Here is an 18,641-nt window from a genome sequence, read left to right on the forward strand (position 1 = left end):
ACATCCGGCCTCGGGGCTGCCTATATTTCAGGCAACGGAATCTCCCTGTTGGAGGGCCAGGTGTCCGATGTGTTCGCCAAGGATCTCAGCCGCCGGGTCGTGACCAGGATCGCTCCCGCCGAACTCCCGCTGTTCGACCAGACCTGGGACGCGCTCGGCGGCAGGACCAGGTCGAGGTCCCATCGGGATCCGCTCGGATTCGGGCTGCCGGGAGTGGACGAGCTGCTGGTGACGGCGATCGTCTCCGGCGTCGTGACCACGGTGCTCGCGGACGTGGGAAAGGACGTCGGCTCGTGGACCGGCCGGCTGATCGGCCGGTTGCGCCGTCGTCCGCGGGAGCTGCCCGAGGCGCAGCCGGCGGGCCCGCCGCCGTTGCCGCCGGCCCGGCTGACCGAGATCCGTAAGGTCGCCTACCAGAAGGCGCGCCGGATGGGCATGTCGCAGGCGCAGGCCGACGCGCTGGCCGACGCGGTGGTGAGCGAGCTGGCCCGCAACCCGTCATGAGAGGCCGTCTGCCGTCGGCCACCACGTCCGCGTTCGTCCTGCTGATCAGCCTGGCGTTCGCGACGACCGCGATCTACCGGCCGGGGATCTTCGACCTGCTGTCGACGCAGGGGGCGGAGGTCCCGGCGAAGGTCAGGGAGGCGTGTCAGCTGGCGGCGCTGAAGGGCCTGGACGATCCCGCCTGCGACGTGATGAGCCGCGGGACTCACCAGGATCTCCGGCTCGGCGTGTTGCTCTGTTTCGCGACGCTCATCCTGCTCACCGGGCTGCAGTACTGGTTCGGCCCGGCCTGGCGGATCCGCCGCCGGCGGCTGCGTCCGGTCACCGGCGAGGTCGGTGAGGAGTTGGGGCGGATGGCGGCGGAGGTGCTCGGCGGCCGCCGGGTCGTCTTCCTGCTCGACGTGCTCAACCCCGCGGTGGCCGGGCTGGCCTTCGGCCGGGCCGGGCGCAGGTACGTGGTGATCAGCCGGGGCACCTGGCTGTCGTTCGAGCGCGACCGGCCGCTGTTCCGGGCGGTGGTGCTGCACGAGCTGGCGCACGTGCGCAACAGGGACCTGAACATCACGGCGGTTACGCTGGCGATGTGGCGGTCCTACGCCGCGGTGATCCTGGTGCCGGGCCTGCTCGCCGCCGTGAACGGGGTGGTGTCGGGGCAGGCGCCGTTCCTGCGGTCCGAGCAGATGCCGTTCGGGGCGCGCGCGGCGCTGTCGTGGTTGTTCGCCGCCCAGATCGCCGGGCTGGCGGTGTTGTCGTGGCTGACCCGTTCGGTGGTGCTGCAGTCGCGTGAGCTGCTGGCCGACGCCCGCGTCCTGTCGTGGGAGCGGGACGCGACGCCGCTGCGCCGCGTGTTCGAGGAGGCGCCGGCGCCGCGCCGGTGGCCGGTGTCGCTGCGGGTGCGCACCCACCCGCATCTCGCCGTCCGCCGGGCCGCGCTGGAGGACCAGGAGCCGCTGGTACGCCAGGGTTTCGTCTTCCCGCTGGCCCTGGGCGGCTGTTTCTCCCTGACCATGGATCCGGCCACGTCGCTGACCGCGCAGGGACGCACCAACACCTTGCCGTGGCCGGCGGAGGTGTTCGCCCTGCTGCTGGCCGTCGCGCTGGGGCTGCGGGCGTTGCGTGCCGTGGAGGCGCGTAGCGACGCCGTGCACGTGCCGCTGGGCCTGGCCGTGGGGCTGGCGGGCGGCTGGGTCCTGGCCCCGAGCAGGATGACCGACCACGCGCTGGCGCCGTTCCCCGTGTCGGTGCAGCTCGCCGGGCTGGTGGTGCTGGCGGTGGCGGGCCTGCTGCTGGGGATGTGGGTGCGGTGGGTGGCGCGGGTGTGGGCGCCGCGGGTGCACGGGCTGCGGTCGGCGCTCGGGCCGCTGGTGCTGATCGCGGTGGTCGTGACGCTGGGCGCGCGGGCGTTCTACGACCTCCAGGCCGACATCATCATCGCCCACGTCCAGAAATATCCCGCTGTTTCCGATCCGCTGGCGCAGGTCCTGATCAGCGCGCAGATCATGCTGGACACCCGCCTGTCGGCGGGCATCCTCCTGCTGCTCGCCGTCGCCCTGCTCATGCTGACCCCGATGGCGGTACGTTTCGTCACCCTCGGCGAACGCCGCCCGCCCGCGCCCCGGCGCACCGGCCGCATCGCCCTGGCGGTGGGCTGCGCGGCCGCCGCGGCGCTGGTCACGGCGATGGTGTCGGGCACGGTCAACGGCTACGTCTTCCAGAGCTCCGGCACCGCGTTGTCGGGCGTCATCGCGACCGGAGCCGCCGCCGGCGCCGCCCTCGCGGCCTGCGTGGCCGGGTTGTCCGGGACGTCGCCGGTCGCGAAGGGCATGGTGACGGGGCTGGCCGCGGCGGTGCTCTACGCCCTCGCGCTGGAGCTGGTGTGGCTGCCCCTGCGGACGGCGCTGCCGTGGCTGATCCACATGATCATCCTGGAGCGCATGCTGGCGGCCGCGCTGATCGCCGCGCTGGCCACGGCCCTGCTGGCCCGCCTGCTGCCCGTCCGCCGGGAGCCGGCCCCGGTCGCCGGCGTGCCCGCGCAGGGGTGAGGCGGGGGCGCATCGGAAGCTACTGGGCTCTCATCAGGTCCCAGAAGGATCTGTGACGGTCGGCGCCCGGCAGCCAGGGCGCGAGGAACCAGGCCTCCCACTCGCCGTCGGCGGTCCTGACGTGGGGGTTGAGGAGGAACTCGCCGTCGTCCCCGTAGCCGACCAGCAGGGTGTCGCGCACGTACTCCTCCCTCAGGTTGATGCAGTCCTGCTCGGCCCCGTAGACGAAGTAGAGCTCGTCGGGGACGCTCCATGAGACCGGTTCGCCGGGCGACGGCCACAGCCCGGCGACCTCGGGCTCGAGGTCACGGAACCAGCCGACCCTCGCGGCCGGCAGCACGGTGTGGCCGAGCTCGTCGTCGCCCCAGCCGTCGGCGAACAGCAGGAACTGCCGGTAGCTCGGCGGCAGGGCCGTACCCAGCCGGTCTTCGAGCCGGCCGACCTCCGCCTCACTGGCCGGGGGGTGCAGGCCGTTGCCCGGCGCGGGCGGCGGGCCGTCGGGGGCCTGAGGGGTCAGGCCCTTCACCGCGAAGAGGCCGGACCAGCCGTACTGGGTGCTCATGGCAGGTGACCGTATCCGTCGCGGCCGACATTCCGTCCGGCCCGGCGGTTGGGATGATGTACGCATGGACACCCCCACCCCGATCGACATCGATGCCTGGCCGCGCCGGCAGCACTTCGAGCACTACCGCCGGGCCGTCCCGTGCACGTACTCGATGACGGTGGAGATCGACGTCACCGCGTTCGCCGCGGCGCTCAGCCGGTCGCGGCGCAAGTCCTACCTGGCGCAGGTCTGGGCGATCGCCACGGTCGTCAACCGGCACGACGAGTTCAGGATGTGCCTCACCGCCTCGGGCGAGCCGGCCGTCTGGCCCGTCGTGCACCCGGCCTTCACGGTCTTCAACCCCGAACGCGAGACGTTCGCGTGCGTGTGGGCGCCCTACGACCCCGACTTCGGCGCCTTCCACGACGTCGCCGCTCCCCTGCTCGCCGAGCACGCCCGCGCCACCGAGTTCTTCCCGCAGGGGTCGCCGCCGTCCAACGCGTTCGACGTGTCGAGCCTGCCGTGGACGTCCTTCACCGGGTTCAACCTCAACATCGGCAGCGACCGGGACCACCTCGCCCCCATCTTCACCCTCGGCCGGTACACCGAGCGCGACGGCCGGGTGCTGCTCCCCCTCGCACTCCAGGTGCACCACGCCGCCGCGGACGGGTTCCACTCCGCCCGGCTCGTGAACGAGCTCCAGACCCTCGTCGCGGACCCGTCCTGGGTCGACCGGAGCCCGGCCTCCTGAACCCGCGCTGACCTCCGTCGCCGCCCGGGCCCCTGCGGGCACGAGCGGGGCCGGGCTCCGCCATGCCACGAATCAATCGTTCGTAATTGCAACGCTCGTTTTAAATGCGATAGTTTTGATTCATGACGAGCGAAGCCGACACGGCGGATTCCCGGCGTCACGTCGACGTACTGATCATCGGTGCCGGCCTGTCCGGCATCGGTGCCGCATGGCATCTCCAGCGGCGACCCGGCAGGACCTACGCGGTACTGGAGGCCAGAGAGCGCCTGGGCGGCACCTGGGACCTGTTCCGCTATCCGGGCGTGCGCTCGGACTCCGACATCTTCACCCTCAGCTACGCCTTCCAGCCCTGGCGCGGCCGCAAGTCCCTGGCCGACGGCGACACCATCCGCCGCTACATCGAGGACACCGCCCGCGACCACGGCATCGACCGGCACGTCCACCACCGGGCCAAGGCCCTGTCCGCCGACTGGTCCTGGGAGCGGTGCCGGTGGACGGTGCGCACCACCCGCGGGACATGGACGTGCTCGTTCCTGTACGTCTGCGCCGGCTACTACGACTACGACCACGGCCACCAGCCGGAGTTCGAGGGCGCCGAGGTCTTCGGCGGCCGGTTCGTGCACCCGCAGTTCTGGCCGGACGACCTCGACGTGGCCGGCACGAAGACCGTGGTGATCGGCAGCGGGGCCACCGCGGTCACCCTGGTGCCGGCGCTGGCGAAGCGGGCCGGGCACGTCACCATGTTGCAGCGCTCCCCGACCTACCTGACCTCCCTGCCCGGCGTGGACCCGGCGGCCGACACGCTGCGCCGCCTGCTTCCCGCACATACGGCCCACCGGCTCATCCGCACCAAGAACGTCCTGAGCAGCCAGCTCACCTACTGGCTGAGCCGGCGCTACCCGGAGCAGACCAAGCGGCACCTGCGCAAGGGCATCCTGCGGTACCTGCCCGACCCCGCCCTGCTCGACCGGCACTTCACCCCCCGGTACCAGCCGTGGGACCAGCGGCTGTGCGTCGTCCCCGACGGCGACCTGTTCCGCGAGGTGGCCGCCGGGCGCGTGTCGGTGGTCACCGACCGGATCGCCCGTCTCACCGGGCACGGGATCGAGCTGGCGTCCGGGCGCACGCTGGAGGCGGACGTGATCGTCTCCGCGACGGGCCTGTCGCTCATCCCCCTCGGCGGGATCGCCGTATCGGTGCAGGGTCGCCCGGTCGACCTGGCCGGGACCACCGCCTACCGCGGGCTGATGCTGAGCGGCGTGCCCAACCTGGCCTTCTGCGTCGGGTACACCAACGCGTCGTGGACGCTGCGGGCGGAGCTGTCCTCCCGCTACGTCGTCCGGCTGCTGGACCACATGAGGCGGCACGGCCTGACCACCGCGATGCCCGCGCTCCCGCGCGGCGTCGCCCGCCGTCCGCTGCTCGGCCTGACCTCCGCCTATGTCCAGCGCGCGGCACATCTGTTCCCGCAGCAGGGTGACCGCGCGCCGTGGACGGTCGGCCAGAACTACCTGACCGACCGGCTGAGGTCGGCGTTCCTCGACGTCCGCAAGGGGATGATCTTCGATGGGTGAGCAGTACCGGGTGGTGGCACTGGGCGGCGCCGGCGCGATGGGCAGGCCCGTCGTCGAGGCGCTGGCCGGGCGGCCGGACATCGCCGAACTGGTGATCGCCGATCGCGACACCGCCGCCGCCGCACGACTGTCCGTCAAGTACGCCAACGCCTCGGCCGCGACGGTGGACGCCGCCGACCCGGTACGGCTGCGCGAGCTCTTCCGCGACGCCGACCTGGTCGTCAACACCACCGGCCCGTTCTTCCGGCTCGGCGTGCCGATCCTGCGGGCGGCGATCGAGAGCCGTACCCACTACGCCGACATCTGCGACGACTGGGAACCGACACTGGACATGCTCGCCATGGACGCCCAGGCGCGGGACGCGGGCGTGACCGCCGTGATCGGAGCCGGGGCGAGCCCGGGCACCAGCAACATGCTGGCCGCCCTGGCGACCCGCGAGCTGGACACCGTCGAGAGCGTCCACACCGCCTGGCCGGTGGACGTCCCGTTCGTCGGCGACGACCCCGCCGACGCCTCGGCGGGCGGGGAGTCGGCCGCCGTCGTCCACTGGATGCAGCAGTTGTCCGGCACGATCCGCGTCTGGGCCGGCGGCGCGCCCGCCGAACGGCCGCCGCTCGAACCGGTCCGGCTCGACTACCCGGGGCTGGGCGCCGGCACCGCCTACACCCTCGGCCATCCCGAGCCGCTGACCCTCCCGGCGACCTGCTCGATCACCCGCGAGTCCGCCTGCGTGATGGTGGTCAGGCCGGAGACGGCCGCGTACCTGATGACCCTGCGCGAGGAGATCGACCGGGGCGGCCTCTCCCTGGAACAGGCCGCGGCCGCGATCGAGCACCCGACCGCCGGCCGTTTCGCCCGCTCCGCCCTGCGCCGGCTCTCGCTGCGCGGCCCCGGCTCGCTGCCGCCCTTCTTCGCCCTGGCCACCGGCGTCCGGGACGGCCGGCCGTGCCGGATCGGCGCGCGGCTGATCGGCTCGCCGCGCGGGATGGCCAGGGCGACCGGGATCCCGCTGTCGCTGGCGGCGGCGCAGATCCTCGACGGCTCGGTGCGCGCCGCCGGAGTCCACCCCCCGGACGCCGTGCTCGACCCGGAGAGGTACTTCGCGGAGCTGGCCGTCCACTGCGACCCGCCGTGCACCGGCCGCGACGAGGTGGTCAGAGTGGACCGGACCCCGTGACCGGCGCCGATCGCCCGCATCCCGGGGTCCGCGGCGAGGTCGGCCCCGGGTGGGAGCCGGTCCGCCGCGCGTTCGCCGCGATCATGAGCGGGCCGGGCGAGCGCGGCGCGGGGCTGCACGTCATCCACCGCGGCAGGGCCGTCGTCGATCTGTACGCCGGGAGCGACGCCTCGGGCCCTTACGGTCCGGACACCCGGCAGGTGGTCTTCTCCGCCTCCAAGGGCATCGCGGCCGCCTGCCTGGCGGTGCTCGCCGACCGCGGTGACCTCGACTTCGACGCGCCCGTGGCCAGGTACTGGCCCGAGTTCGCCCGTCGCGGCAAGTCCGGGACCACGGTCGCGCAGCTGCTCAGCCATCAGGCCGGGCTCGTCGCCCCGGCAGGCGGCGCCACCCTCGCCGAGGTGCTGGAGGGGCGTCCGCTGGCCGACGTCCTCGCCGCCGAGCCGCCGCGCTGGCCGCCGGGAAGGCCCGGCTATCACGCGGTCACCTGGGGGGCGCTCGCCGACGAGCTCGTCCGCCGCATCACCGGCGGACGGCTCGGCGAGGTGCTCGAGGAGTCGGTGTGCCGGCCGCGCGGCCTGGTGATCGGCATCGGCGGCGCGCAGCCGGGCCCGCCGCCCGCGCCCGTGCACGCCGCCACGCGCGTGCCGGTCCTGGTCCGGATGACCACCGCCGTCCTCGCCCGGCCCGGGACGCCGTTGTGGGCGGCGATGACGGTGGGGGGTGCGCTCACCGACCCGCCGGACCGGTGGGTGGCCCGCCCGGAGACCCTCGCGGCCCACCTGCCGGCCGCCAACGCCGTCGCCACGGCCCGCTCCCTGGCCCGGCTCTACGCCCTGCTCCTGCCCGGCGCCGGATGCCGGCCCGGCGACGAGCCGCCGCTCGTCCGCGAGCGGACCTGGCGCGCGGCCGTCCGGCCGCGCGCCGCCGGACGCGACCGGGTGCTCGGCGTGCCGTCGGCCTTCGGGTGCGGGTTCGCGCTGCCCAGCCGCGCCTGGCGCCTGGGGTCGCCCACGGCCTTCGGCCATCCGGGCATCGGCGGCGCCCTCGGCCTCGGCGATCCGCGCCGGGGTCTCGCCCTGGCCTTCCTGCCACGCACGATGCCCGCCGACGCCTTGGCCGACGCCCGTCACCGCACCCTGCTGGACGCGGTGGGCCAGGTCATCGGCGCGTAACGATCGGACTGGATACGATAGTCGGCATGGACGTCCATGTCCCCACCCGGATGCTCGTAGAGGCGCTCGTCCGCACCGATCTCACGGTCGACGCCGGCGAGCTCTACGCCACCGCCAACCTGCTGGACATGAACGACCAGCAGGTTCGCCTGTGCATCAAACGGCTGGTCGCCGAGGGGCGGTTCGTCCAGGAGGGGCGGGGGCGCAAGGCGATCCTGCGCGCCACCGGCAGCGCCGAACGCGCGATGGGCCTCGACGTCGAGTTCGTCACCCACGCCTACCGCCAGGACGCCGGGCTCGCCCCCTGGGACGGCGCCTGGCACCTCGTCGCCTTCACCGTCCCGGAGAGCGCCCGGCCCGCGCGCGACGCGCTGCGCGCCGCGCTCACCCTCCTGGGCGGCGCCCCCGTCCACGGCGGCCTGTACGTCAGCGCCAATCCGTGGGAGCCCTACGTCGAGGAGCACGCCCGCCGCCTGGACGTCCTGGACCATGTCACCTTTCTGACCACCCGGGACCTGCGCCGGGGCGAGGAGACCGATCCCGTCGCGCTCGCCCGGGCCATGTGGCCGCTGGGCGAGATCGCCGAACGTTACGACCGGCTCGCCGCGGTGGCCGAGCCCCGGCTCCGGTTCCTCCAGGAGCACGCCGAGCCGTCCGGACAGTGCGAGCCGTCCGGGTCGTCCGGGTCGTCCGAGCCGCGGCGGCTGACCGTCGCGGTGGAGCTGGCCGCGGAGTTCACCCGCGCGATGGAGGCCGACCCGTTGCTTCCTCCCGAGCTGCTCCCCCGGCCCTGGCCCGGCGCCCGGGCCCGTGAGCTGACCGCGCGTTGCTGGTCGCTGCTGGAGGAGCAGACCGGCAAGGACGCCGGCGCCGTCCGCCTGTTCGGTCTCTACGGCGGCCTGAGCCGTCTGGCCACGGGCGCCTGACGGGCCGTCACGCCGTCACGCCGTCACGCCGTCTCCATGGCCACCTGCACCGAGCCCGTCCGCCGGGCCAGGTCGGCGAAGAACCGCTCCGGGTCGATCGCCACCTCCGGCGGGTGCACGCCGGGTCGCGCCCCGGGCTCGTCGATCAGCTGCGCGAGGCCCAGCGCGGCAGGCACGCCCGTGGCCTCGGCCATGCTCCGCAGCAGCGGCGACGTGCCCGTCAGGTGGGCCAGGACGGTCGCCGGCCGCCCGTCCGCCTCCCCTCTGGCGACGGCGAAGAACGCGGGCAGCGAGCCGGGCCCCCTGAAGCCGAAGGCCCGCACGGCGGCGCGCAGGGCCCGCCACGTGGTGGGCCCGGTCACCTCGGCGGCGGCCGTCACGGGCGTGAGCCTGCCCCGGTCGATGTCGCGGCGCAGCACGTCCAGATAGGCCGCGGTGCCGGGGGTGACGACCATGAGACTGGCCGACTCCCCCGCCACCCGGTAACTGCGCGCCAAGGTCACCGGCTCGGGATGGCCCACGGTGTACGCGGTGCCCCCGCGGCCGCCCGGAAGCGCGAGCACGACCGGCCGCAGGGGTGGCCGGCGTACCGGCCGGCCGCCGCCGATCTCCGCGATCATGCCGCTGACGTGCCGCATCCAGTGCACCACGGCGGGGATCGGACGGCCGTCGGGCCCGCTCAGGCCGGCCCGGCCGGCGCCGGGGCCCGGCACGTCGACGGGCCAGGCGGTGTAGAGGTCCGTCACGGTGTCCAGGCAGGCCGCCGCCCTGGCCGCGAGCAGGTTGCTGACCCCCGGGCTGGCGCCCATGCCGATCACCGCGCGCACGCCCGCCGCGCGGGCTTCGGCGTCGAGGCCGAGCATCTCCGAAGTGGCCGCCCAGTCGTCGCAGACGTCCAGGTAGTGGGTACGGGCGGCGATCGCGGCCCGCAGCACCGCCGGCCCCGCCCGGTGGTACGTCCCGAGCGTGTTGAGGACGACGTCGGCCTCGGCCAGCGCGGCCGACAGGGCACGTCCGCCGGTGACGTCGCGGGCGCTGAGCCGGGCCGGGACGCCCTTCAGCTCCTCGACCAGGGCACGGGCCGCGCCGAGGTCGCGGTCGGCGACGACGATCTCCCGGACCCCGCGCAGACCGGCCGCCACACGCACCGCGGCCCGCGTCACCGCTCCGGGTCCGCCGAGGGCGAGCACTCTCATGGACTTCCCAAAGGATCGTGACCAAATCTATCGAATGATTTACGATAGTTAATATGATGAACATAACAGCCTCTCCGCTGTTCCGCGAGCGGCCGGCGACCCGGGTGATCGCAGTCGAGGCGCTCAGCACGGTGCCGTTCATCTCGACCGCCCTGCTGTACGGCTCGCCGGCCGGCCCCGACGCGCTCGATTGGGCGCAGCTGGCGGGGCTCGCGATGGTCGTCGCGCTCCATGTCACCGCGCTGCGCGCCTGGCGCCTGGCGATCGTCAGCGGCCTGCGCCCGGCGGCGGCGCCCGGCCACCGGCTCAAGGACGAGCGCCGGCTGCGCATGCTGGTGCTCGGCCTGCCGATCCTGGTCGCGGCGCTCCTGCCGGTCCCGGCCGCCTGGCGCTCCTTCTGGTTCTGGTTCACCCTGCTCAGCGCCGCCACCGGGGCCGTCTCGGCCGTCCGGTTGCTCGTCATGCTGCTCAGACGGTCGGAGCCGGGCTAGATCCAGCCGCGTTCCCGGGCCTCCAGACCTGCCTGGAAGCGGGTCACGGCGTTCAGGTGGCGCATGACGGCGTGGATGCGGCGCTGCACGGTGCGCGGCCCGAGCACGTTCCGCCCCCGCTGGCCGCGTTCCCGCTCACCGAGCCGGCGTCCGTCGGCTCAGAGCGCGACGGGCGTCACCAGCCGACCTGGGCTCCCAGGCGGAGGCGCAGCCACAGCACCAGGCGTTCGTCCGGGTCGGCGAGGTCGAAGCCGAAGATCTCCTCCGCGCGCGCGAGCCGGTACCGGATCCTGTTCGGGTGCACGGACAGGCGATGGGAGGCGGCCGCGATGTCGCTGTTGGCGTCGAGGTAGGCGAGGATCGTGGAGGCGTACGTGGTGCCGTGGTCGAGGTCGTGGGCCCGCACCGCCGGCCCGAGCGCGCGCGGCAGCGCCTCGTGCGAGGCCAGGATCCGGGCCAGCGCCGACAGCGTCGCCCCCGCCCACACCTCGTCGATCGTGGCCACCTGGCACGGCCCCGGAGCGCCCGGCCGGTCGGCGAGCGCGCGGAGCACGAGGTCGGCGTCGGCGCGCGAGCTCGCCACCGACCGCAACCCCTGGACGAGCGAGCCCACCCCGGCCTGGACGGGCACGCGCAGCGCGCCGTGGGCCCGGCGGGCGATGTCGGCGACCAGTTCGCGGTGGGCGTTCGGCGAAGGGCCGCTCGGGAGCAGGGCGTAGACCGTCCCGTCGATCAGCGCGCAGCCGTGCCGGCCGTAGTGGGTCTCGCAGTGCAGGCTCACCAGGTCGGCGAGCCGGGTGGCCGCGTGCGCGGCGAGCACCTCCTCGGCCTCGTCCGGGACGACGGCGAACGCGGCCACCGCGACGGGCAGGCCCGGATCGAGCCCGAGCTGGGGGGCCACCGCGGTGACGCTGCTCGGGTCGGCGAGCAGCCGCCGCAACAGGTCGGCCCGCCTGCGCCGCACGGCGTCGTCCGCGGTGCGGGCCGCGAGCAGGTGCAGCGAGACGATGTCGGCCACGTCGGAGAGCGCCTGCTCGGCGGCGGAGTCGAGGGAGTCGCCGGCGTCGACGACCCAGATCGAGCCCAGCTCCTCGCTCCCCGCGCGGACCGCGACGCCGAGCCGCGGCAGCCCGCCGGGGATGGCCGGGAACCGGCAGGTCCGCACCACCTGGGCGATCGTGCGGTACTGCGCGTCGTAGTCGGGGCCGTCCGGCACCTGGAGGCCGAGGATGCCCTGGCGGCGGCCCTCGTCGATGGCCTGGCCGGGCAGCGTCGAGTAGGCGAGGATGCGCCGGTTCCGGTCTTCGATCACGGTGGCGCCGCCCGCCATCGCGGCGATGGCGTTGGCCAGGGCGAACAGGTCGCCGAGCGCGGGGGCGCCGGTGGCGTGCGCGAACCGGGTGGTGGAGGCGAGGGCCGAGGAGATCATGGCGTCGAGGTGGTGCCAGGCGACGGCCTCGTCGGCGGCCAGCAGCACGACGCCCGACCGCTGGGCGGCCGCCGCCAGCTCGGCCACGGGCTCGCCGAAGCTCTTGACCACCAGGCAGGCGTACCCTGCCTCGGCCGCCGCGCCGACCAGCTCCCGCGCCCGCGGCTCGGACGTGCCCAGCCCGACGGCGAGCAGGACGGCGCCCCTGACGGGCGAGAGCGGGGCGCGCCGCTCGAAGACGAGCACCCCCGAGACCGGCACCGGCCGCTCCGGCAGCGGGGTCAGCGGCCGCAGCAGCGACGGCCCCAGGGCGTCGAGGACCTGTCCGAGCTCGGATACGCCGGTTTCGAGCATCCTCACCTCTTTGGCCAGACGCACAAGACATTCGCGAAATCCCTGGAGGGAGACCGCATGCACCCGCTCGGCACGGACGCGACGCTGTCTGCATGCGCACACCGGCAGGCGCGCCGCGGTCGGCCCCAGCGACTGTACCGGTCCTCGCCGGGGCGGGCGCAACCGCTGTTCACGTCCGGTCGGACCGTGGGCGAGACGAGTGTGAAGGGGAGATCATGCGAGCTGGGACGAGTGCCGTCGCGGCCCTGGCGGTCACCGCCGCCCTGGTGACCGCGCCCGCGGCGGCGGCCGCGCCGCAGTGTGACACCGGACCCATCCGGACGGCCCTGGAGTCGCTGAAGGACGTCGGCGCGCCGGGGATCGTCGTGACGGTCAAGAGCCCGGGCTGCGGCCTCTGGAGCGGAGGCGTCGGCGTGGCCGACCGCAGGACGGGCCGCAAGGTCACCGGCGACGAGCACAGCCGGATCGGCAGCGACACCAAGGCGTGGACCGCCACCGTCGTGCTCCAGCTCGTCGGCGAGGGCCGGATCAGGCTGGACGACACCGTCGACCGCTACCTGCCGGGCCTCGTCCGCACCAGACGCTACGACGGGCGCAGGATCACGATCAGACAGCTCCTGCAGCACACCAGCGGCCTGCCCGAGTACCTGGAGGCGCCGTTCTGGGCCGACGAGGAGGCGCACCGCTGGGACCACATCGAGCCCCTGCGCACGGTCCGGCAGGCGCTCGCCCTGCCGCCGCCCGACAGGACCCCCGACGGCTTCGCCTACGCCAACACCAACTACAACCTGGCCGGGCTGATCGTCGCCAAGGTCACCGGCCGCGACATCGGCACCGAGATCAACCGGCGGATCATCAAACGCCTCGGGCTGCGCGGCACCTCCTGGCCCGGCGACCGCACCACGATCGCCAAGCCCGACCTGCGCAGCTACGTCAAGCGCGGCGGGTCCCTGGTGGACCGGACCGAATGGAACACCACCGAGGCCGACGCCTCCGGCGAGCTGATCTCCACTGGCGCCGACGCGACCGCCTTCTGGACCGCGCTGGTGACCGGCAGGCTGCTGGCCCCGGCCCAGCTCGCCGAGATGAAGCGGACCATTCCCGACGACGCCGGCCAGGGCTACGGCCTGGGCGTCGAGCGCTACCAGCTCATTCCGGGACAGGACGCCTGGGGGCACGCGGGCAGCATGGCGGGCGGCCACACGTTCAGGAACGCCGTCACCGACGACGGCGAGCGCGCCGTGACCCTCCTGATCGGCACGGACGACTTCGACTCCGACCGCGTCGACGCCGTCATCGGCACCCTCATCCGCGACCTTCGCTGACCTCTCCCGGACGGCCGGTCACGTTGACCGGATGACCGGTGCGGTGGACCGGTCTCCCCCGGTGGGGGGAGACCGCTCGCCCGCTCAGGTGATCCTCCGGGAGCACGGCCCGGACACAGTGGAAGCATGCCGATCAAACTCCTGCGCACGGCTCCCGCCACGAGCGACACCGAGCGGCATGTCCCGCGCTGGGCGCTACGTGCCGCCTACGCGCTTCCGCTGCTGGTGCTGCCCTCCTGCCTGTGGCGGCTGCCGTTCGTGCTCGATTTCGAGATGGGCCAGATCCACGCCACGGACATGCCGGCGCTGTGGATCAGAATTCCGTACATCCTCGGGCTCAGTACGCTGTCGGAGCTGGCGGCGTTGCTGAGCATCGGCCTGGTACGCCGGTGGGGGGAGGTCGTCCCGGCCTGGGTCCCTCTTCTCGGGGGCCGGCTCATCCCGCCGATGGCCGCGCTGGTTCCCGCGACGGCCGGGGGTGTGATCCTGTCGGTGCTGCCGGTGCAGACGGTGCTCCAATGGATGGGGGCCGTTGACGAGATCGCCTACGAGAACGTCTGGTGGGAGATTCTGGCCAAGGTGTGCATCAGCCCGCTCAACCTGTGGGGGCCGACGGTGCTCGCCCTGACCTTCGCGTATTACCTGCGCCGGTGCCGTCCTGGCCTGAAGGTGGCCGCCTGACGGCGTGGCGGCGACTGCCTCACGACTCCCGCGGACGGACGGTGTCGTCCGCGGTGAGGGTTCTCCCGGGGACCTGTCGGGGGCATCCCTGATGCAGGGCGAGGGGATGGCCGGACAGGATTGACGGCATGAAGATCACTGCGATCGCGGGCGGCCTGCTGGCCTCCGCGGTGCTCCTGACCGGGTGCGGCCTGGACGCCATCGGCAAACCGAAGAACGAGGAGACCAGCACGTACCAGGTCAAGGAGAAGGTGCAGCGGCTTCACCTCAGAAGCGGCAGCGGGAACGTGACCGTCACCGAGTCAGACGCGCCGTCCGTCCGCGTGACCGAGAGGCTCTACTGGAGCAACGACAAGCCGCGGGCCGCACACAAGGTGGAGGGCGGCACGCTGTCCGTCTCCTACGACTGCGAGAAGTCGTGGGGCACCTGCGGGGTCGAGTACCAGGTGGAGATCCCCAAGGGGATGCCGGTCAACCTGGACACCGGCTCGGGCGATCTGACGCTGAGGTCGCTCACCGGCCCTCTGGACCTGGAGGCCGGCTCCGGCGACATCAAGGGTGAGGGCCTGGGCGGCAAGAAGCTCCTGGTCAAGGGGGGATCCGGCAAGGTCACCCTGAAGTACGCGGCCGCGCCGGAAAACGTCGAGCTGTCGGTCGGCTCGGGCGACGTCGCGCTCACCGTCCCCGACGAGACCTTCGACGTGAAGGCCCGCACGACCTCCGGTGACGCCAACGTCTCGGTCAAGAAGGACAGCTCCTCGCCGCGCAAGATGTCGCTGACCACGGGGTCCGGAGACGTCACCGTCTCCGCCGGGTGACCGGCTCCCCCGCGCACGTCCCGGCCGCCCGCCGCGCGGGCGTTCCCGTGTTCCGGCCCTCAGGACGGGACGCGCCCGTCGCCGTCCCCGTCGGCCGGTGCCGGGGGGCGGACGCCGGGCGCGAAACGGCGGATCGCGGCGGCCGCCCAGGCTGCCAGATCTGCGACGTCCGGGAGTGTCCTGAACGCGGCCCGATGGCAGCGACGTAGCTACCAGGAGTGCTGATGGCGCTCCCACGGGCTGCACTCCCTTGGCGAACTCGGGCCCACCTCCTGAGGCGGTCGCCGCAGAGCCGGGCTTGCAGCCGCGGCCAACGAGCGTCCCGGGCGTTGACTTTGTCGCAAGATATGACGCACCATATTGCTACAAAGCTTGCGACAAAAGGAGGAGGCATGACGAACGCTTCCATGTCCGACGCCGGACCGCCGTCGGCCGACATCCGGTGCGCCGAGACCTGGCTGCGGCGGCACGGCCTGGGCGACGGCCCGCCGACGCCACTGCTGGCCACGCGCCTGGCGGTGCGGCGGCGAGTGCGGCTGCTGGGCAGCGTCCTTCTGGCCGTGCTGATCGTCGCGGCCTCCCTGGCGCAGGTCGCCGCCCTGCCAGGAGCCTCCGGCGGGTCCGGGTCGAACCGGCTGGTGCCGATGCTGGCGCTGAGCGGGTCGATCGCCGCGCTGCTGCTGACCCAGGTGCTGCTGGACGCCTGGGTGCGGCGCGTCGACCGGCGCGCCGGGGCGGCACTGCCGCGACGGGTGACCCATCCGGTACAGCTCGGCTGGGCCGCCCTGCTCGGACGGCCCTACGCCGTCATGGCGGGCGCCGCCTTCGCCTGCGCGTTCGCGCTGGGGGCGAGCGCGCTGGTCGTCACCGAGGGCACCGCACGGCACGCCGCCGTCGTGCTGCTGGTCGCCGTGACCGGAGTCGCCCTCGGCGCCGTCCTGCAACTGCGGGAGATGCTGGCCCGGCCCGTCGTGGCCGAGGACGAGGTCTCGCTGACGGCCGATGTCGTCATGCGCATCGAGGACGCGCGCGAGAGCTCCGCGCCGGCTGTTCTGTGGTCGCTGCCGGTGGTGCTGCTGTCCGGGTTCGCGCCCGGGTGGTGGAGCGCCGCCTCGGTGGGTTTCCTGGTGCTGGGGATGCTCGCCCTGGTCGCCGTCCATGTCAGAGCGCCGTCGTACGCGGCCACGGCGCGGCGCGCGGTGGGCCTGCGATGATCGTCATCGATGCGGGCTCACCGGTCCCGCCGTTCGAGCAGTTGCGGGCCCAGCTCGCCCGGCAGATCCAGAACCGCACGCTGGCCGTGGGCGCCCGGCTGCCGACCATCCGCCACATGGCGGCCGACCTCGGCCTGGCCGTCAACACGGTCGGCCGGGCCTACCGGGAGCTGGAGGAGGCGGGGCTGATCGAGACGCGCGGGCGGGCGGGCTCGTTCGTGTCGGCCGCCGGCGAGGAAGGCCGGGAACGGGCCCGCCGGGCCGCCGCCGACTACGCCGCCGTGATCGCCAGCGTCGGCCTCGACGCCACCGAAGCGCTCCGCATCGTACAGGCGGCTCTGACCTCCGGCGCGGTGGCGCCGGCCTCGTCATGACCGCGATCCGCCGCCGCCCCGACGCCTCCTGGCGGACCTAGCCGAAGTCGACCTCCTTGTAGTTGCCCGCCTTGCGCTTGGTGAACAGGTAGGTGCCGCCGGCGGGCACGTTGCGCTCCTCGACGACCCCGGCGTCGTTGAGCTCGGCCAGCGCCTGCAGCTGCTTGGCGGTGTCGCCGCTCTGGGTGCCGAACCCGACAGGCAGGAACGGATGGCGCCAGCCCTGCTGGGAGGCGGCGTCGGTCACGGTCTCGCCCTCGCGCTGCGCGGGCCGGAAGCTGTAGGGGATCTTGTGGTGGTCGAGGACCACCTTGCAGAAGTCGCAGACGGGCGCGCAGCACTTCAGGTACTTGATGGACGACAGGTTCTTCTCGCCCACCGCGGCCAGGATGCACATCTCGGCGTGGTTGCTGACGTTGTCGCAGAACGCGCCGGCGATGCACACCAGCCGGCCGGTGTTGAGACCCCGGGACTCGATCTCGCCGACGATGGCGGCCGGGCCCTCCCCCGTGACGCCGCCGAGGCCGTTGGACTTGGTGAACCACAGGTTGTCGTCGACGATGGCGAGCGTGTAGTTGGTGGCCTTGCCGAACTTCTTGCCGGCGATCCAGTCGACCAGGGAGTCGATGTCGGACTTCTGCAGCGTCATGAGGCCCCTCCTCGTCGTGGCTGTCCACCCGGGTCGGAGGACGTACGGGCGCGGAAAATACCCCCGGATCCGCGACGGTCTCCCCCAGTCAGAGCGTCAGGTTGATCGCGGCTCCCCGAGCGTGATTCACGACCCCGTCCTCGGACGAGATGGCGTGCCGGACGGAGCAGCCCGCGCTCATGCCGTCCACGACGTAGGGGCCGAGCACGTACGAGATCGGCCTGCGGATGACAGCCCCGGTCGAGGCGTCGTAGAAGTCCATCTCCAAGTCATCCGCCTGCACATGTTCCTGGACGATGTGCGTCCCGTCCGACATGACCCGTCTTACTGCGTCCGTCCACACGTCCGCGGGCGTGGCTCTGCCCACGAGCACCCCCTGACCCGCGCACGACGTCGCGGGCTTGACCACCAGATGGGCCTGGAAGCGGGTGAGGAGTTCCTCGGGTCCGGCCTTGGTGCCCATGAATTCGAGCGGAGTCCCGTCCAGCACCCGTGTCCACGGGATGTGCTCACGCACGAAGGCCCTGTCGTCCACGTCGAGCTGGTCGCAGTTGGCGCTCAGCCAGGCCAGCACCAGCTTGCTCGACAGCGAGAGCCCGGAGTCGGGGACGAGCCAGACCATGTTCCGGTGGGCCTCCCTGAGGTCCTTCCACGCGATGTCGAAGCCGAGGTCCAGCCATTCCTCGGGCAGGAAGTGCTTCAGGACGATGCCGCCGCTCCTGGCCACCTCGCGGCCGCGCGCCGCGCTGAAGAACTCGGGCTCCACGTACTCGCTCTCGAAACCGGCAGAAGCCATGAAATCCGCTTCGGACTGCAGGTACCTCACTGACCCCACGTCCGGCTCGCGTACCGTCCCGACGATGAGAATGCGCTGTTCGAGCCGCAGTTCGGCACACAGGCGCCCATACAGCCGCGCGCGAGCGGCGAACGGCTCGCGCAGCTCGGAGTCGCCGACCTTCGGCACGCACCCGTAGAGCTCCTCGTAGACGGGGAGAAGCGCGTTCGTGGTGATGGGGCTGCTGTTGGCGGCGCCGAAGTTGGCCTCCAGGAAGACGGGGGTGCCGTTGCGGAGCAGCGCGTCCGGGCGGGCGTTGCAGCTGGACAGGGCCCTCTCGAGTGCGGGGTCCAGGGCGCCGAGGAAGGGCTGCTGGCGTGGCTCCATCCCGCAGAGCTTCGCCAGTTCCCGCGGGTTCCCGGTCAGGGCCCAGCAGTAGCGGTGGATCACGTTCACCAGGCGGCGGGCCGCCCAGGCCAGCCGCTCGCGCACCTCGGGCGCCAACTCGACGGGCCGCAGGGCGGTCAGGCCGTCCGACGAGGCGAACCTGAGCCCGGCGAGCCTGGTGTTGATCAGGTCGGCGGCCGCTGCGGCCGCGGCCGGCGGCAGGGCCTGATGGGTTGCGTCCCAGACGTCGAGCAT

General features: G+C 73.2%; 18 protein-coding genes. 13 read left to right on the forward strand and 5 right to left on the reverse strand.

Features of this window, described 5'->3' with window-relative positions:
• Window positions 1-60: 60 nt before the first annotated feature.
• A complete protein-coding gene (locus tag ABZ459_RS40220) occupies window positions 61-504 on the forward strand; it encodes a hypothetical protein (protein WP_357982380.1) in 444 nt (147 codons plus the stop codon).
• Complete coding sequence (locus tag ABZ459_RS40225; protein ID WP_357982383.1) at window positions 501-2,546, forward strand: M48 family metalloprotease; 2,046 nt, start codon at window positions 501-503, stop codon at window positions 2,544-2,546. The genes ABZ459_RS40220 and ABZ459_RS40225 overlap by 4 nt, the downstream gene beginning before the upstream one ends.
• 19 nt (window positions 2,547-2,565) lie before the next feature.
• Here ABZ459_RS40225 and ABZ459_RS40230 read toward each other — a convergent pair whose 3' ends face one another.
• Window positions 2,566-3,108 carry an SMI1/KNR4 family protein gene (locus ABZ459_RS40230; RefSeq protein ID WP_357982386.1) on the reverse strand — a complete coding sequence of 181 codons (543 nt, stop codon included), beginning with the start codon at window positions 3,106-3,108 and terminating at the stop codon, window positions 2,566-2,568.
• A 64-nt stretch (window positions 3,109-3,172) separates the two neighbouring features.
• Here ABZ459_RS40230 and catA point away from each other — a divergent pair, with 64 nt between their 5' ends.
• From catA to ABZ459_RS40255, 5 genes are all read left to right on the forward strand, one after another.
• Window positions 3,173-3,841, forward strand: a complete 669-nt coding sequence (gene catA / locus ABZ459_RS40235) for a type A chloramphenicol O-acetyltransferase (RefSeq protein WP_357982389.1) — start codon at window positions 3,173-3,175, stop codon at window positions 3,839-3,841.
• 122 nt (window positions 3,842-3,963) lie between these two features.
• The gene (locus ABZ459_RS40240) at window positions 3,964-5,415 is read left to right on the forward strand and encodes an NAD(P)/FAD-dependent oxidoreductase (RefSeq protein ID WP_357982392.1); all 1,452 of its coding nucleotides are present in this window, start codon (window positions 3,964-3,966) and stop codon (window positions 5,413-5,415) included.
• Window positions 5,408-6,592 carry a saccharopine dehydrogenase NADP-binding domain-containing protein gene (locus ABZ459_RS40245; protein WP_357982395.1) on the forward strand — a complete coding sequence of 395 codons (1,185 nt, stop codon included), beginning with the start codon at window positions 5,408-5,410 and terminating at the stop codon, window positions 6,590-6,592. Before ABZ459_RS40240 ends, ABZ459_RS40245 begins: the two co-directional genes overlap by 8 nt.
• On the forward strand, window positions 6,589-7,767 hold the full coding sequence (locus ABZ459_RS40250; protein ID WP_357982398.1) for a serine hydrolase domain-containing protein: 1,179 nt from the start codon (window positions 6,589-6,591) through the stop codon (window positions 7,765-7,767). The genes ABZ459_RS40245 and ABZ459_RS40250 overlap by 4 nt, the downstream gene beginning before the upstream one ends.
• Before the next feature lie 26 nt (window positions 7,768-7,793).
• A complete protein-coding gene (locus tag ABZ459_RS40255; protein WP_357982401.1) occupies window positions 7,794-8,693 on the forward strand; it encodes a PaaX family transcriptional regulator C-terminal domain-containing protein in 900 nt (299 codons plus the stop codon).
• A gap of 23 nt (window positions 8,694-8,716) precedes the next feature.
• Here the strand turns inward: ABZ459_RS40255 and ABZ459_RS40260 are convergent, their stop codons facing one another.
• Window positions 8,717-9,889: a saccharopine dehydrogenase NADP-binding domain-containing protein gene (locus ABZ459_RS40260; protein WP_357982404.1), complete on the reverse strand. Its 1,173-nt coding sequence runs from the start codon at window positions 9,887-9,889 to the stop codon at window positions 8,717-8,719.
• A gap of 53 nt (window positions 9,890-9,942) precedes the next feature.
• Between ABZ459_RS40260 and ABZ459_RS40265 the strand changes: the two genes are divergently transcribed.
• Window positions 9,943-10,380 (forward strand): hypothetical protein, encoded by a 438-nt coding sequence (locus ABZ459_RS40265; protein WP_357982407.1) that lies wholly within the window; start codon window positions 9,943-9,945, stop codon window positions 10,378-10,380.
• A 175-nt stretch (window positions 10,381-10,555) separates the two neighbouring features.
• Here ABZ459_RS40265 and ABZ459_RS40270 read toward each other — a convergent pair whose 3' ends face one another.
• Window positions 10,556-12,163 (reverse strand): helix-turn-helix domain-containing protein, encoded by a 1,608-nt coding sequence (locus ABZ459_RS40270; protein ID WP_357982410.1) that lies wholly within the window; start codon window positions 12,161-12,163, stop codon window positions 10,556-10,558.
• A 215-nt stretch (window positions 12,164-12,378) separates the two neighbouring features.
• Between ABZ459_RS40270 and ABZ459_RS40275 the strand changes: the two genes are divergently transcribed.
• From ABZ459_RS40275 to ABZ459_RS40295, 5 genes are all read left to right on the forward strand, one after another.
• Window positions 12,379-13,488 (forward strand): serine hydrolase domain-containing protein, encoded by a 1,110-nt coding sequence (locus ABZ459_RS40275; RefSeq protein WP_357982413.1) that lies wholly within the window; start codon window positions 12,379-12,381, stop codon window positions 13,486-13,488.
• Between the two features lie 126 nt (window positions 13,489-13,614).
• Complete coding sequence (locus ABZ459_RS40280; protein ID WP_357982416.1) at window positions 13,615-14,169, forward strand: hypothetical protein; 555 nt, start codon at window positions 13,615-13,617, stop codon at window positions 14,167-14,169.
• Between the two features lie 128 nt (window positions 14,170-14,297).
• Window positions 14,298-14,987 carry a DUF4097 family beta strand repeat-containing protein gene (locus ABZ459_RS40285; protein ID WP_357982419.1) on the forward strand — a complete coding sequence of 230 codons (690 nt, stop codon included), beginning with the start codon at window positions 14,298-14,300 and terminating at the stop codon, window positions 14,985-14,987.
• Window positions 14,988-15,379: 392 nt separating this feature from the next.
• Window positions 15,380-16,201: a hypothetical protein gene (locus ABZ459_RS40290; protein WP_357982422.1), complete on the forward strand. Its 822-nt coding sequence runs from the start codon at window positions 15,380-15,382 to the stop codon at window positions 16,199-16,201.
• A complete protein-coding gene (locus ABZ459_RS40295; RefSeq protein WP_357982425.1) occupies window positions 16,198-16,575 on the forward strand; it encodes a GntR family transcriptional regulator in 378 nt (125 codons plus the stop codon). Before ABZ459_RS40290 ends, ABZ459_RS40295 begins: the two co-directional genes overlap by 4 nt.
• Before the next feature lie 37 nt (window positions 16,576-16,612).
• Here ABZ459_RS40295 and ABZ459_RS40300 read toward each other — a convergent pair whose 3' ends face one another.
• Together ABZ459_RS40300 and ABZ459_RS40305 are read right to left on the reverse strand one after the other, a co-directional pair.
• Window positions 16,613-17,224, reverse strand: coding sequence for a hypothetical protein (locus ABZ459_RS40300; RefSeq protein WP_357982428.1), 612 nt, complete (start codon window positions 17,222-17,224; stop codon window positions 16,613-16,615).
• Between the two features lie 88 nt (window positions 17,225-17,312).
• A complete protein-coding gene (locus tag ABZ459_RS40305; RefSeq protein WP_357982431.1) occupies window positions 17,313-18,641 on the reverse strand; it encodes a hypothetical protein in 1,329 nt (442 codons plus the stop codon).

Origin of the sequence: Nonomuraea sp. NPDC005692 (assembly GCF_040631115.1) — a bacterium.
Taxonomy (GTDB): domain Bacteria; phylum Actinomycetota; class Actinomycetes; order Streptosporangiales; family Streptosporangiaceae; genus Nonomuraea.

Bases quoted from the DNA above. Each gene is read 5' to 3' on its own strand.
- ABZ459_RS40225 (WP_357982383.1), top strand. From the start codon at position 501: ATGAGAGGCCGTCTGCCGTCGGCCACCACGTCCGCGTTCGTCCTGCTG.
- ABZ459_RS40230 (WP_357982386.1), bottom strand. From the start codon at position 3,108: ATGAGCACCCAGTACGGCTGGTCCGGCCTCTTCGCGGTGAAGGGCCTG.
- catA (WP_357982389.1), top strand. From the start codon at position 3,173: ATGGACACCCCCACCCCGATCGACATCGATGCCTGGCCGCGCCGGCAG.
- ABZ459_RS40240 (WP_357982392.1), top strand. From the start codon at position 3,964: ATGACGAGCGAAGCCGACACGGCGGATTCCCGGCGTCACGTCGACGTA.
- ABZ459_RS40245 (WP_357982395.1), top strand. From the start codon at position 5,408: ATGGGTGAGCAGTACCGGGTGGTGGCACTGGGCGGCGCCGGCGCGATG.
- ABZ459_RS40255 (WP_357982401.1), top strand. From the start codon at position 7,794: ATGGACGTCCATGTCCCCACCCGGATGCTCGTAGAGGCGCTCGTCCGC.
- ABZ459_RS40260 (WP_357982404.1), bottom strand. From the start codon at position 9,889: ATGAGAGTGCTCGCCCTCGGCGGACCCGGAGCGGTGACGCGGGCCGCG.
- ABZ459_RS40265 (WP_357982407.1), top strand. From the start codon at position 9,943: ATGATGAACATAACAGCCTCTCCGCTGTTCCGCGAGCGGCCGGCGACC.
- ABZ459_RS40270 (WP_357982410.1), bottom strand. From the start codon at position 12,163: ATGCTCGAAACCGGCGTATCCGAGCTCGGACAGGTCCTCGACGCCCTG.
- ABZ459_RS40275 (WP_357982413.1), top strand. From the start codon at position 12,379: ATGCGAGCTGGGACGAGTGCCGTCGCGGCCCTGGCGGTCACCGCCGCC.
- ABZ459_RS40280 (WP_357982416.1), top strand. From the start codon at position 13,615: ATGCCGATCAAACTCCTGCGCACGGCTCCCGCCACGAGCGACACCGAG.
- ABZ459_RS40285 (WP_357982419.1), top strand. From the start codon at position 14,298: ATGAAGATCACTGCGATCGCGGGCGGCCTGCTGGCCTCCGCGGTGCTC.
- ABZ459_RS40290 (WP_357982422.1), top strand. From the start codon at position 15,380: ATGACGAACGCTTCCATGTCCGACGCCGGACCGCCGTCGGCCGACATC.
- ABZ459_RS40295 (WP_357982425.1), top strand. From the start codon at position 16,198: ATGATCGTCATCGATGCGGGCTCACCGGTCCCGCCGTTCGAGCAGTTG.
- ABZ459_RS40300 (WP_357982428.1), bottom strand. From the start codon at position 17,224: ATGACGCTGCAGAAGTCCGACATCGACTCCCTGGTCGACTGGATCGCC.
- ABZ459_RS40305 (WP_357982431.1), bottom strand. From the start codon at position 18,641: ATGCTCGACGTCTGGGACGCAACCCATCAGGCCCTGCCGCCGGCCGCG.